General features: G+C 36.3%; 13 protein-coding genes and 3 pseudogenes. 8 read left to right on the plus strand and 8 right to left on the minus strand.

Features of this window, described 5'->3' with window-relative positions:
• Positions 1-15: 15 nt before the first annotated feature.
• The 6 genes and pseudogenes from dnaK to HUB92_RS06940 all read left to right on the plus strand — a co-directional run bounded on the left by dnaK (position 16) and on the right by HUB92_RS06940 (position 6320).
• Entirely contained in the window at positions 16-1938 is a 1923-nt protein-coding gene (gene dnaK / locus HUB92_RS02795; RefSeq protein WP_209473238.1) for a molecular chaperone DnaK, read from the plus strand.
• A 70-nt stretch (positions 1939-2008) separates the two neighbouring features.
• Complete coding sequence (locus HUB92_RS02800; protein WP_077188332.1) at positions 2009-2293, plus strand: BolA family protein; 285 nt, start codon at positions 2009-2011, stop codon at positions 2291-2293.
• A gap of 7 nt (positions 2294-2300) precedes the next feature.
• A pseudogene (metC, locus tag HUB92_RS02805) lies at positions 2301-3534 on the plus strand (cystathionine beta-lyase).
• On the plus strand, positions 3509-5056 hold the full coding sequence (locus HUB92_RS02810; RefSeq protein WP_209473356.1) for a UDP-N-acetylmuramoyl-L-alanyl-D-glutamate--2,6-diaminopimelate ligase: 1548 nt from the start codon (positions 3509-3511) through the stop codon (positions 5054-5056). Before metC ends, HUB92_RS02810 begins: the two are co-directional and overlap by 26 nt.
• Before the next feature lie 165 nt (positions 5057-5221).
• On the plus strand, positions 5222-6178 hold the full coding sequence (locus tag HUB92_RS02815; protein WP_209472359.1) for an IS5 family transposase: 957 nt from the start codon (positions 5222-5224) through the stop codon (positions 6176-6178).
• Between the two features lie 7 nt (positions 6179-6185).
• Positions 6186-6320 carry a hypothetical protein gene (locus tag HUB92_RS06940; protein WP_256437791.1) on the plus strand — a complete coding sequence of 45 codons (135 nt, stop codon included), beginning with the start codon at positions 6186-6188 and terminating at the stop codon, positions 6318-6320.
• Positions 6321-6356: 36 nt separating this feature from the next.
• Here the strand turns inward: HUB92_RS06940 and HUB92_RS02820 are convergent.
• Both HUB92_RS02820 and HUB92_RS02825 read right to left on the minus strand, forming a co-directional pair.
• A pseudogene (locus tag HUB92_RS02820) lies at positions 6357-6923 on the minus strand (ComF family protein); the annotation flags it as partial.
• A gap of 22 nt (positions 6924-6945) precedes the next feature.
• Positions 6946-7712 (minus strand): IS5 family transposase gene (locus HUB92_RS02825; RefSeq protein ID WP_410543339.1). Its coding sequence is split into 2 segments (ribosomal slippage): positions 6946-7385 and positions 7385-7712, totalling 768 coding nucleotides; the frame shifts between segments, so codons are not numbered across the junction.
• Here HUB92_RS02825 and HUB92_RS06945 point away from each other — a divergent pair.
• Both HUB92_RS06945 and HUB92_RS02830 read left to right on the plus strand, forming a co-directional pair.
• Positions 7687-7809 carry a hypothetical protein gene (locus HUB92_RS06945; protein WP_256437792.1) on the plus strand — a complete coding sequence of 41 codons (123 nt, stop codon included), beginning with the start codon at positions 7687-7689 and terminating at the stop codon, positions 7807-7809. The genes HUB92_RS02825 and HUB92_RS06945 overlap by 26 nt on opposite strands.
• 37 nt (positions 7810-7846) lie before the next feature.
• A complete protein-coding gene (locus HUB92_RS02830; protein ID WP_209472420.1) occupies positions 7847-8797 on the plus strand; it encodes an IS481 family transposase in 951 nt (316 codons plus the stop codon).
• Here the strand turns inward: HUB92_RS02830 and HUB92_RS06750 are convergent.
• The 6 genes and pseudogenes from HUB92_RS06750 to HUB92_RS02850 form a co-directional block, all read right to left on the minus strand.
• A pseudogene (locus HUB92_RS06750) lies at positions 8792-8959 on the minus strand (double zinc ribbon domain-containing protein); the annotation flags it as partial. The gene HUB92_RS02830 and the pseudogene HUB92_RS06750 sit on opposite strands and share 6 nt — an antisense overlap.
• 121 nt (positions 8960-9080) lie before the next feature.
• Positions 9081-9347 (minus strand): hypothetical protein, encoded by a 267-nt coding sequence (locus HUB92_RS06755; protein WP_244663111.1) that lies wholly within the window; start codon positions 9345-9347, stop codon positions 9081-9083.
• Positions 9348-9560 (minus strand): hypothetical protein, encoded by a 213-nt coding sequence (locus HUB92_RS06760; RefSeq protein WP_244663112.1) that lies wholly within the window; start codon positions 9558-9560, stop codon positions 9348-9350.
• 169 nt (positions 9561-9729) lie between these two features.
• Positions 9730-12525 (minus strand): excinuclease ABC subunit UvrA, encoded by a 2796-nt coding sequence (uvrA, locus tag HUB92_RS02840; protein WP_209473242.1) that lies wholly within the window; start codon positions 12523-12525, stop codon positions 9730-9732.
• A 425-nt stretch (positions 12526-12950) separates the two neighbouring features.
• Positions 12951-13091, minus strand: coding sequence for a hypothetical protein (locus tag HUB92_RS02845; RefSeq protein ID WP_010962923.1), 141 nt, complete (start codon positions 13089-13091; stop codon positions 12951-12953).
• Positions 13092-13141: 50 nt separating this feature from the next.
• Positions 13142-13654 (minus strand): hypothetical protein, encoded by a 513-nt coding sequence (locus HUB92_RS02850; RefSeq protein ID WP_209473244.1) that lies wholly within the window; start codon positions 13652-13654, stop codon positions 13142-13144.
• Positions 13655-13718 lie beyond the last annotated feature (64 nt).

Raw genomic sequence — 13718 nt, forward strand, 5'->3', positions numbered from 1 at the left:
AATGGGGTACTCATTATGGGAAGAGTAATAGGCATAGATCTCGGAACAACAAATTCTTGTGTTGCAATAATGCAGGGCAAGGATACAAAGGTAATAGAAAATAAAGAAGGGGCAAGAACTACTCCATCTATAGTTGCATTGACTTCTTCAGGAGAAAGGTTGATTGGTGCTCCAGCAAAAAGGCAAGCAACCACCAATGCAAGTAATACCTTTTTTGCTACTAAGAGATTAATAGGCCGTCAATATAGTGATCCTGAGATGAAAAATCTAAGTGTACCATACAAAGTATTTGCAGCAAAAAGTGGTGATGCATGGGTTAAAACAACTGATAATAAAGAATATTCTCCTAGTCAAATTGGTGCATTTATACTACAAAACATGAAAGAGGCAGCAGAAGCTTATCTTGGAGAGGAAGTAAAAGATGCTGTGATAACAGTGCCAGCATACTTCAACGACTCTCAACGTCAAGCAACAAAAGATGCAGGAAAAATTGCCGGATTAAATGTACTCAGAATAGTAAATGAACCGACTGCTGCAGCACTTGCTTATGGTCTTGATAAGAAACATGGGCACACAATAGTAGTATATGACCTTGGTGGTGGTACATTTGACGTTTCAATACTTGAAATAGGTGATGGAGTTTTCGAAGTGAAAGCAACAAACGGTGATACCCATCTTGGAGGTGAAGACTTTGATAATGGAGTAGTGAGTTATTTACTAGATGAATTCAAGAAAAGTAATGGCATTGATTTGAAAAATGATCCAATGGCTATGCAAAGAATCAAAGAAGCTGCTGAAAAAGCGAAAATTGAATTATCAAGTGCAATGGAAACGGAAATAAATCTACCGTTTATTACAGCTGATGCAAGTGGTCCAAAACACTTAAATATGAAATTAACGAGAGCAAAACTTGAAAGCTTAGTGAATGATTTAATCGAAAGAACTATGGCTCCTTGTAAAAAAGCTCTTGAGGATGCTGGTTTATCTGCTAGTCAAATTGGCGAAGTGGTTCTTGTTGGTGGCATGACTCGTATGCCAAAAGTCATAGAGAAAGTTAAAGAATTCTTTGGCAAAGATCCACATAGAGGAGTTAACCCTGATGAAGTTGTAGCAATTGGAGCTGCAATACAGGCGGGGATCATTCAAGGTGATGTAAGAGATGTGTTACTACTTGATGTGACCCCACTTTCTCTTGGTATTGAAACTCTAGGAGGAGTATTCACTCCACTTATTGAGCGTAATACTACAATTCCTACTAAAAAATCTCAGGTGTTTTCAACTGCAGAAGATAACCAAACAGCTGTTACAATTAAGGTGCATCAGGGTGAAAGAAAACTGGCAGTTGATAATAAGCTACTCGGTCAGTTTAGTTTGGAAGGGATACCTCCTGCTCCGCGCGGAAGGCCACAAATTGAAGTGACATTTGATATAGATGCAAATGGAATAGCACACGTTTCTGCAAAAGATAAAGCTACTGGAAAAGAGCAAAAAATACGCATTCAATCTTCAGGTGGTTTATCTGATGATGAAATAAATCGCATGGTAAAAGAAGCTGAAGAAAAAGCGCAAGAAGATGAAAAGCGCAAAAAGTTTATTGAAGTGAAGAATCAAGCGGATAGCTTAGTCCATTCTACAGAAAAGTCTCTGACAGAGTATGGTGATAAAGTTTCACCAGAAGATAGATCTGCTATTGAAAATGCAGTTAACGAATTAAAAGAAGTTAGTAAATCTGATAACATTGATGACGCTGATTCAATACAGCAGAAAGTCACTAATCTTTCTCAATTATCTATGAAACTTGGAGAAGCTATGTATCAAGCATCTCAACAAAATAGTGCTGAAAATGGCTTTTCATCAGAAGGAAATCCAAATGATAAAGAGGAAAAAGTAGTAGATTCTGATTATCAAGACATAGATAATAAAGAAGAGAATAAGTAATTGCGATTGTCATCCAAGTAGCTGATACTGGGATGACAAGAGGAGCATATTGTTGCTTAAAGAAACCATTATGGATATTATTAAAACAATAGAAGAAAAGATACGCGATTCGATAGATGTAATTGATATCAACATTATCGATGAATCAGCAAAGCATGCTGATCATTATTTTGCTTCATCTTCAACATTACCTTCGCACATTAAATTAATATTAATATCTGACGGCTTTATTGGAATGAGCGTTCTAAAAAGACACAAGTTGATTTATGAGTTATTGAAGGGTGAGATAGAGCTAATACATGCAATTTCTCTTCACTTGTATACGCAAGATGAGTACAATTTAAAAAATAAATAATAAAAATGTGAAGGAAGAGTCTATATTAGTTAAAGCAGGAAGAAAATTTAATGACTATAAAGGTTCCATGAACCCGCCAGTTTATCATTCTTCTACCATATTATTCCCTACTTACAAGGACTACTTAAATGCAGCAAATGGAGAAAGTATATACGATGTAATCAATGATGGTGTTGCAAGGGATTATAGCTACAGTAATGTTGGTACTCCTACTGTTCATTATCTTTCAAATGCACTGGCTGAAATTGAAGGGAGTGGACAAGCGCTTATTTATCCTTCCGGACTATTTGCACTTACTTTTGCTATTCTAACTTTCGCTAAAGCAGGCTCGCACGTTTTAATTCAAGATAATAGTTATTATAGGCTTAGGAGGTTTGCAGAAAATGAGCTACCAAAAAGAGGAACAGAAGTAACTTTTTATGATCCAACACAGGATATAACTGATTTAATTCAGAGTAATACTTCATTGATAATGATCGAGACTCCTGGTTCTGTAACGTTTGAGATTTCGAATATAGAGCATATAGTAAAAGTTGCTAAGGAACATAAAATTGTGACCGTTTGTGACAATTCATGGGCCACTCCTTTGTTATTTAAGCCGCTTGATTATGGAGTTGATGTTGCACTATATGCGGTGACAAAGTATCTAGCCGGTCACTCAGATTTAGTGATGGGAGCTATGGTTGCTGAAGGTGAAACTTTTAAATTGCTTTATGAGAGCTATAAAAATTATGGAGTAACCATTCAATCGCACGACTGCTACCTTGCACATAGGGGACTAAGAACACTGCACACACGTATAAAAAGGCACCAAAATACAGCAATGGAAGTGGCAAAGTGGCTAGAAAAACATTTAAAAATCAAAAAAGTTTTGTACCCAGCACTTCCCTCCCATCCTCAACACGAATTATGGAAAAGTTACTTCAAAGGAGCAAGTAGCGTATTCAGTATAATACTGGATAGAGAATATTCATGTGAAGAACTAAGCTGCATGGTTGATCATATGAAAATTTTTAGTATTGGTGCTTCTTGGGGAGGGTGCGACAGTTTGATATTACCAATAGATCTTAGATCTATGTCAAGATCTGTAATGAATTCAGATTATGGTGGAAGTTTCATGCGGATATTTTGTGGACTAGAAGATTCTGAGGATTTGATCTCTGATTTAAATGCTGCACTAGCAAGACTGCCATGTTTGAATATCAAAGCTGGCAGATGAAACTGAGAGAATTACTGCATAACATTATTGATGTTAACTTTGATATTGAAATCAAGGGCGTTACATGTAATCCCAAGAGAGTCAAGGAAGGTTATCTTTTTGTTTGTGTGTCAGAAAGGAGTAAAGAATACGCAACATCCGATACTGGAATCCATATCCTTCCTACTGAATCACAGTGTTACGTACACAACTGTGTAGACGTTGTGATACAAGGGGCCAAGAAAGATGTCATCCCAGTGCTTGACTACTTGGATCCAGAAAATTTAATTGCAAATGAGCACACTAGGCAATTGTATAATAAAAACTGGATTCCAGTGTCACGCACTGGAATGACAGATACTTCGAGCTTTGCAGTGCTTGAACACCCAAACCCTCAAGAAATATACAGCGAAATAGTCAGCAGGTTTTATCAATTCAAACAGCCCAAATATGTTGCTGCTGTAACTGGTACAAATGGTAAAACTTCAGTAGTAGAATTTTGCCGCCAGATCTGGCAAAACTCTGGCTATAATGCTGCGTCTATTGGAACACTTGGAACATGCATCAATAATGGCAGAAAAGGTAATAGCAACAGCCTTACCACTCCAGGTGCAGAAGACCTTTACGCAACATTGCGTGGTATAAGTGTAGAACACTTAGTGTTGGAATCATCAAGTCATGGGATTGATCAATACAGAATCCATGGATTAAAGTTGAGTGCTGCAGCTTTTACTAATTTCTCGCAAGATCATTTAGATTACCATAAAAGTCTTGGTGGATATTTAGAAACTAAAAAAAGGTTATTTTACGAAGTATTACCAGAAGGAAAAACAGCGATTTTAAATGCGGATATAGATGAATACGGCGCATTGCTTAAAATAGCTGAAAAACGCAGTAATAAAGTTGTGACTTATGGAAAAAAAGGCTCTGATATTACTTTATTAGAGCAAACATCAACCCCTAATGGTCAACATCTTACAGTAAAAATTGATAACCAAATTTACAATACATTTTTCCCAGTTTTAGGAAAATTTCAAGCATATAATCTGCTATGTGCAATTGGTATATCTGGATTAAATTACAGAGAAATATGCGTAGAAAAACTCGTTTCTCCACCAGGAAGAATGGAAAAAGTGAAACCTTTTGCATTCGTGGATTACGCTCATACTCCAAGTGCGCTTAAACAAGCCCTATTGTCTTTAAAATGGCATATCAACAAAAAAATAATTCTAGTTTTTGGATGCGGTGGAAATCGCGATCAGACGAAACGTTCAGAAATGGGCAAAATAGCACAAATGTATGCAGATAAAGTAATAATTACAGATGATAATTCGCGTGATGAAGATCCGGCAAAAATTCGCCACGATATTTTGCTACATTGCCCTGATGCACTGGAGATAGGAGGTAGGAGAGAAGCTATAGAGAAAGGCGTAGATATTGCCTATAACGAGGGTATGATTCTGCTAGTTGCAGGAAAGGGAAATGAGAAATTTCAAATTATAGGCAACCAAACTTTTGAATTTAGCGATGTTGAGGTTATTAAAAATCATGCCTTAACATACTGATTTTCGCAATGGGCTTACCTCCGCTAATGTGCGAATATTGAAGCAAAAGTGATGTCATCCCAGTGCTTGACACTGGGATGGCTTTGTTGCATAGCAACTGAAAAAATCTGGTGGCTACTGACAAAATTCATTATAAAATAGCCATTTAACCTTGAAAGAAAAAATATGCCACAAAAAATGAGGGTCAGTAACCATAGCGAATATAACAAATTTCTAGAAAAAAGAGGAAATATTTTTCATTATATCAACGAAGCCATAGAAAAGTGGTACGAGAATGGTCCAAAAATACCAGGTGGCAACAATATTTATAGCGATAAAGTTGTAATTTTGGTGCACATAATAACTTGTTTATTTAGAATAGGCCTGAGGCAAACAGTTGGGTTTATAGCAGGATACCTTGAGCAAATTGGGAAAAATTTGCAAGTTATCAGCTATTCACAATCATCAAGAAGGTTTAAGAAACTCAATATTAAGATCAATGATTGCAGAATTGATAAAAATAATATGGAAGATATCGAAATTGCTATAGACAGTACAGGAATTAGTATATACAACAACACTCCTGGTCATAGCAAAGAAAATAGCGAAGATAGAAAGTATCGCAGCTATGAACAGACAAGAAAATTGCATGTAATGTTGAATACAAACAGCAAAAAAGCCATAGCTGTAAAATACAGTAACGGTGTCTACTCTGATCACTATGGAGCTTGTGATTTGCTAAAAGAAGTCGATTTTCAGTATGTCATAAAAGTACTATATGCAGATAGGGCATATGACAGAGAAAAGCTCTATAAGCTGTGTAATCAATATGGTATAAAAACGAAAATTCCTCCGAAAAACAACGCAGCAGAGCATCCAAAGTTAGACTATATGGCTGAGAGAAATTCTGCAGTCAAGCTCATAAAGTCATATGATGAAGATAGTATAAAGAAGTGGAAAAAAGAGATGAGTTATGGAAAAAGATCTTATATAGAAAGTTTTTTCTCGCGACTGAAACAAACATTCGGGTTTAGTTTTAGGAATAAATCTGAGACAAATAGAGAGAAGGAACTACTTGTTAAATGCTATTTGCTCAATAAGTTCACTGATATTGGTATGGCTAAATTTGAGATAGCTTCATAAATTTATTGTGCGTTACCTACTATCCGAAGAGCGATGCAACAAAGCCATCCCAGTGTCAAGCACTGGGATGACACCCTCCTTGGCAAACAATGTTCGTACAGCTATGTGCGTGACGCTGGCGCTGGAATCTAGAAAAAAATAGATCCAAGTAGTCAAGCTACTTGGATGATACTGACTGCTAATTTTTTATGCAAGAGGTCCAATCATTCACCGTTCTTGCAAGTGATAGCACTCTCACTTCTTTTGCACCGGAGTTTAAAATTTCCTGAGAGCAAGATCTTACAGTTGCTCCGGTTGTTACCACATCATCAACTAATATCACGATTTTATTTTCGATAATTTTCTTGTTGCTTGTTTTAAAAGCCTTCTTTAAATTTTTTTCACGCTGTTTAAGTGAAAGACCAGCTTGAGGCGCAGTATGGCGAAGGCGTTTTATTGCAAATGGCGTATAGGATAAATTGGACAACTTACTCAATTCTTTTGCAACCAGTGCTGCTTGATTATATTTACGTTTAAACAAGCGCATTTTATGTAACGGTATAGGGATTATGATCTCTGCGTTCTGAAATGTATCCTGATTAGCTTGGTGTATCCACTTTGCATAGATTTTTACGTAATTCAAATTATCAAAAAATTTGAAATTTATAATCATGTTTCTACTATGTTGATCATAAGCAAAAACTGATCTTAATACTTTAAACGGTGGAGGATTGATGATGCACTTACCACACGTATAAATATTGTCTAAGAACCTGTCTTGAAAGGAACTAAGCAGCTAATTTAGCAAGCATAATAGTAATCATATTAAAGGAGATATTAGTTTTTGAAGTAAGAGGAGAATGCTCATAATCCTTGCTCATACGTCTAAAATTGGAAAGCCAAGCAAAAGTTCTTTCAACAATCCACCGTTTAGGAATAACTTGAAATCCTACAGCATCAGCTGCTTTTTTAGTAATCGTCAATAAACATCCTGTTTTCAATAAACAGTAATTTTGCAATTTACCAATATATCCCTGATCAGCGAGAAACCTTTGTAGCGTTGAAGCTTTTCGTTTAGCTTGAGTAAAAAGATTTAGAGCACCATCACGATCTTGAATGCCTGCACTATGAACATCAGCTGTAATAATTAGGCCTATTGTATCCACAATGATGTGACGTTTTCTACCCTTTATTTTCTTGCCAGCATCATATCCTCTGGATCCCCTTTTTGAGTGGTTTTCACTGATTGACTGTCAATTATTCCTACCGAAGGTATTTCATTTTTGCCAACCATTTTTCTTACCTTTTTTACTAACATATCGTGTATTTCTTCCAATTTGCCACTATTACGCCACCTGAGAAAATAATCATACACCGTTTTCCATGGCGGAAAATCTTTTGGCAGCATTCTCCACTGGCAACCACCTTTCATTATGTATCTTATTGCATTAATAATTGTTCTAATATTGTGCTTTCTTGGCCGTCCTACTGCACCTTGTGCAACACTTGGCTCCAAAATTTCCCATTCTTTGTCACTTATATCACTTGGATACATTTTTACCTACTATTTTTTACTTATCTCATCATATTCTCTTTCTCATTTCTTTTCAAGACAGGCTCTAAGTGTACAGTCCCAGAGTGTGATGGTATGATAAAATATGAGAAAAAAATACCATCAAAGGAGGAGTTATGGGACAAATATTGCATGGGTGCGCCAAAACAACACAGACGATTCGTAGAGCAATACAAAATAGAAAAGAGAGCATAGCAAAACTCTCCAAGCATTATAACCTTAATCCAAAAACTATTATTAAGTGGAGAAAACGTTCATTTACGAAAGATGCTGATATGGGTCCAAAGCGTCCAAGATCGACTGTTTTAACGCTAGAAGAGGAAGCTATAATAGTTACATTTCGCAAGTATACACTACTGCCACTAGATGATTGCCTTTACGCTCTGCAGTCTACAATTCCGCATTTGACTCGCTCTAGCTTGCATCGTTGTTTACAAAGACACAACATTAGCAGATTACCAACTGTTGATGGAGAAGTTAAGTCAAAAAAGAAATTCAAACAATATCCTATCGGTTACTTTCATATTGATATTGCTGAAGTTAGAACTGAGGAGGGCAAATTACATTTGTTTGTTGCTATTGATAGGACATCCAAATTTACCTATGTTGAGTTGCGTAACAGTGCTACAAAACCCATAGCTGCTGAGTTCTTACGTAATTTGATTAGAATTTTACCGTATAAAATCCATACTATTTTGACAGATAACGGTATACAATTTACAAACCAGAAGCGTCATAAGTATGCTTTCCAACATATATTTGATAGAGTTTGCGAAGGGAATGTTATTGAACATCGTTTGACAAAAGTTAGCCATCCTTGGACGAATGGGCAAGTCGAGCGTATGAATAAAACTTTAAAGGATGCTACAGTTAAGAAGTATTACTATCAATCGCACCAGCAACTTAAAGAACACCTTTATAACTTTGTTATGGCTTATAATTATGCAAAGAGACTCAAAACTCTTAAGGGTCTTACTCCTTATGAATTTATATGTTATCAGTGGACACAGTCTCCAGAATTATTTATACTAAATCCACACCATCACACTCTGGGACCATACATCTAAGATTACTACGCCACAAACATTGCAGTAATGCTTAGTTAGAAAATTGATTTTTTTGTTACATTCACTACACAGATTAAGATTTTCATCAATGATACACTCGCAACTTACGCATACGTTTGGAAATATGAGATTTGTAGCTTTGTTTAGTAAGAGAAGGTTCACAATTCATTAAATATATTATAAAATTTATATAGTATAGCTAAAGTAACTTGTGCTTACACTCTTTCACTTTTTATTTCATCTCAATATAGTTCAAACTAAGCCACTGCTGAAAAAGCAGAACTTATAACTCAGTAGATAAACGCTGATATTTTTCTGGTTCCTGTATTTCACTCAACTTACTTTGCACTTTGTCACAAGCCCACACAAGTGGCGTTATGATTGACGCGGCAGCCCAAACGATAGCAGCGCAAGCATAACTTACAATCTTGTTAAATACTCTAGCTACTGCATTAGCACAATCTTGCCCAGCACTTAAAAATGCATTTGAATGATCAACTAATGACTTTGTACTTGCTTTTAAACAATAGTCCCCTGTTATTTTTGACAATCACTTGACTGGAAAGTATGACAAACATGCCACTATCAAAAATAAAGGTTGCAATATTATGTTGGCTGCTAAAACAGCACCCAGTGTACACAATGAATACACTCCCTCTGCTCTGTGGCCCACGTATTCACATTTATCATTATCTTGATAATACTTGTTATAATTGTCTTTACTCTCAACTCCACAAATTACATCTTTCACAGGTCCTAGCACATTATCAACGTAACGTACAGATTTATAGAAACTATTTTCTGGAACTAGTGTGTTATCTTCTGCTTTCTTAGCAGGTACAACTCCATATTCAACGTACCTTCTAAAGTATCGATATTCTTATCTCCAAATCATAAATATGCAACCTAGCCTAATATAATTAAGAAATAGTTTATAATAAATATGTTTTAAGATGCCTGCCTGTAACACTTTCTGGAATTTTTGCCACTTCTTCTGGAGTTCCAGTAGCAATCACTTCTCCGCCTTTTATTCCTCCCTCTGGTCCGATGTCTATTATATAATCTGCAGTTTTTATAACGTGCAAATTGTGCTCGATAACTATAACAGTGTTTCCCAGATTGACTAATCTATGGAGTATTTTTAGTAAGTTATTTATATCTTCAAAGTGTAATCCAGTTGTTGGCTCATCAAGAATATACAATGTTCTTCCGGTAAATCGTTTTGATAGCTCTTTGGACAGCTTTATTCGTTGTGCTTCACCCCCAGACAACGTTGTTGACGACTGTCCGAGTTTTATATAGCCAAGCCCTACTTCCTGCAAAGAAACCAACTTTTCTTTTACCATTGGAAGGTTTTCAAAAAAATCACAAGCCTGATCTATCGTCATATCAAGCACATCAGAGATTGATTTTTCTTTATAAGTAACTTCCAATGTTTCCCGATTATACCTTCGCCCTTTACATTGCTCACACTTCACATAAACGTCCGGTAGAAAATGCATCTCTATCTTTAAGTGCCCATCACCTTTACAAGCCTCACACCTTCCCCCTCTGGTATTAAATGAAAACCGGCCTATATTATATCCCCTTGCTTTTGACTCTGGAAGACCAGCAAACCAATTTCTTATATGAGTGAACATACCAACATATGTTGCTGGATTTGACGCTGGAGTTCTACCAATTGGCGACTGATCAACTTCTATAACTTTATCTATATATTCAAGGCCTTCTATTCTATCACACCGACCATACCGTGCAGACGAGTGATGTACCTTATGTGCTGAATATTTATATAACGTTTCTATGACTAAACTTGATTTTCCCCCTCCTGATATTCCAGTAACACAAATAAGATTCCCTATAGGAAATTTAACGTTCACATTTTTTAAGTTATTTTCACATGCATTTATTACTTTTATGAACTGAGTTGCTTTCTTTCTTCTCCTTGGAATTAAAATTTTTTTCTCTCCACTCAAATATTGCCCTGTTATGCTCCCTGAATTTCTTTGCACCTGGTCTGGTGTTCCTTCTGCAACAACTTTTCCACCATTTACGCCAGCTCCAGGACCAATATCAATCGCATAATCAGCAGCCATTATTGTATCTTCATCATGCTCAACAACGATTACAGTGTTACCCATGTTTCTTAAGTTTTTTAGTGTGGCAATTAACCGATCATTATCACATTGATGAAGGCCAATCGAGGGTTCATCAAGAACATATAAAACCCCCGTTAATCCTGAGCCAATTTGCGAAGCAAGTCTGATCCTCTGACTCTCACCGCCAGAGAGAGTGCTAGATTCTCGATCAAGCGTTAGGTAATTCAACCCTACATTCTTTAAAAATGTTAGCCTCTTGATTATTTCACTTAGTATTTTATTTGAGATTTGCTTCTGTTGTTCTGTGAGCTTGTCTGGCAAATTTTCAAACCACTTAAGGGATTCATCGATACTAAGCCCTGATATTTCACCTATATGTTTGCTATCAATTTTTACTGTAAGCGCTTCTTTTCTCAATCTATAGCCAGTGCATTCTCTGCAGTGAGTGACAGAGCAATATCGCTCAACAAGTGTTTCATCATAATCCATCTGGTTCTCCAAGATACTGATCAAACCTTGAAATTTATTAGAGCCAAAGAGTATCATATCTTTTACTTCTTGATCTATGTTCTTCCACGGAATATCAAGGTTAAATTTGTAGTTTTCAGCCAGTGATAGAATTGCACTTTTTAGAAATCCATAACCTGTGTGCACTTGGCGGAACATTGATCCCACTGGCTTTAAAGCACCCTCAGATATTGAAAGAGTTTCATCCGGTACTATTAGCTTTATATCAACACTTAGTTTTTTACCAAGCCCATTACACGAACCACATGCACCGTAAGGGCTGTTAAAAGAAAATAATCTTGGTTCTATTTCCTCAAGAGTGAAACCAGACTCGGGGCATGCAAAATTCTCTGAAAAAGTCAGAATTTGACCATTTTTATACTCGGAATTATGGTTGTCAGGTAGGTTTACTATTTCTACATACATTAGACCATTACCAAGTTTTAGTGCGGATTCTATACTACTTGGCAGTCGATTTCCTATATCGCCCAATATTGATATTCTATCTGCAACCACAAAAACGTCGTGTTTCTTGTTCTTATCGAGTTTAGGCAAGTCATCTACATTGTACACTTCACCATCTATTTTGAACCTTACGTAACCTTGTCTTTTAATTTCCAATATCTCTTTAAGATGTTCTCCCTTTCTACCACGCACAACAGGGGCAAGTATATATATCTTAGTTTCTAAAGGTAACGCAATTATAGTGTCTACAATTTGAGACACCGTTTGTTTTGTTATTGGTAATCCAGTTGCAGGTGAATAAGGAACTCCTATTCGTGCATATACTAAGCGCAAGTAATCGTAAATTTCGGTAACAGTTCCAACTGTTGACCTTGGATTTTTTGAGATCGATTTCTGGTTGATAGATATTGCAGGAGAGAGACCTGTAATCGACTCAACATCTGGTTTATCCTGAATGTTGAGAAATTGACGCGCGTAAGCTGACAGGCTTTCAACGTACCGGCGTTGGCCTTCTGCATAAATCGTATCAAATGCAAGGCTAGACTTGCCAGAACCACTTAGCCCAGTTATAACAACTAGCTTATTTTTCGGTATATTGACGTCTACACCTTGCAGATTATGTTCCCTTGCGCCCTTAACTCTGATAAAATCGTCCATATTATACCATATAACGTATTAACCATTATAGCCTCAAAATACGTGAATTTATAGTGATATATTGATTTTCTATTGATTTTTTCAACTGTTACGGAAAATTAGGCAGCGTTTGATAAATCGTCATTCCGCTACTTGTTAGCGGCTGAGATACCGCGACGGTATGACGGTTAAGTAGGCCAGTGCCCCTATGATGTCATCCCAGTGTCAAGCACATAGCTGTACGAACGTTGTAGTTTAGGAGCAATTCCCACCAGTGGGCCAGTGCCCAGACACTGGTTCTATGCAACTTAATTAAAAACGTTTGTTTTAGCGTAAGACAACTACCTTTAGCTCATCAGCTCAGTTATAAGCAAAATTTCTGGATTCCAGACTGGAATGACACCATTTGCTGTGCAATTTACCTTCAAAAATGAATGTTCGTACAGCTATGTGTCAAGCACTGGGATGACACCATTCTTTTTTCTGGATTCCAGACTGGAATGACACCCCCCTGATAGGCTCAAATCATAATGTTTGTACAGTTGTGGATTTAGGCTACCTATAAATTCTAAACTGTTGTTACGCACCAAATACACCCCTAGGACCCAAAGTCAGTTTAGCTATATCAGAAAACAGGTTATATGGAAATCTTAAAATACTTCTTGTTTGCCAAGCAAAATAAATACATTCCTACAAACAAACAGATGCTCAATACTGACGCATAAGAAAACTTAAAAATTAAGTCTCTAGTATATATTGATAGGCATTTACCTGCAGAAAATTTGTATAGTAATCCAACACATACAACGGCACTATCAACCACTGATGCTATAATTAAAGTAATGAAATTTGCCATATGAAAATTCAACTTGGACTTCAATTTTTCAAAAATAATTATGCTTGAGAGAAGAGATACTAAAATTGCAGTATATGAAATCAATATCATCAAATTAAAACTTTGCCATTTAAAAACACAACATAGCGCTGTACACACTATTAAGTTGTACGTAGCTTTGCTTCTGCCATAAAATTCAACCATTGAATTTACAACTAAAGCAGCTCCCACAAATAAGGCAGCACATATCATCAATTTATTTGAAGTGTTGAGTAAAGAAAGACTGATAAACAGGAGTATCGATAAAATAGACATAATTACCTACCCAAAATTAATAACATACATTCATTCTAAATAAACATTACATATAGTAAAAGAG

This window comes from Wolbachia endosymbiont of Wiebesia pumilae (assembly GCF_017869285.1).
GTDB classification, from domain to species: Bacteria; Pseudomonadota; Alphaproteobacteria; order Rickettsiales; family Anaplasmataceae; genus Wolbachia; species Wolbachia pipientis.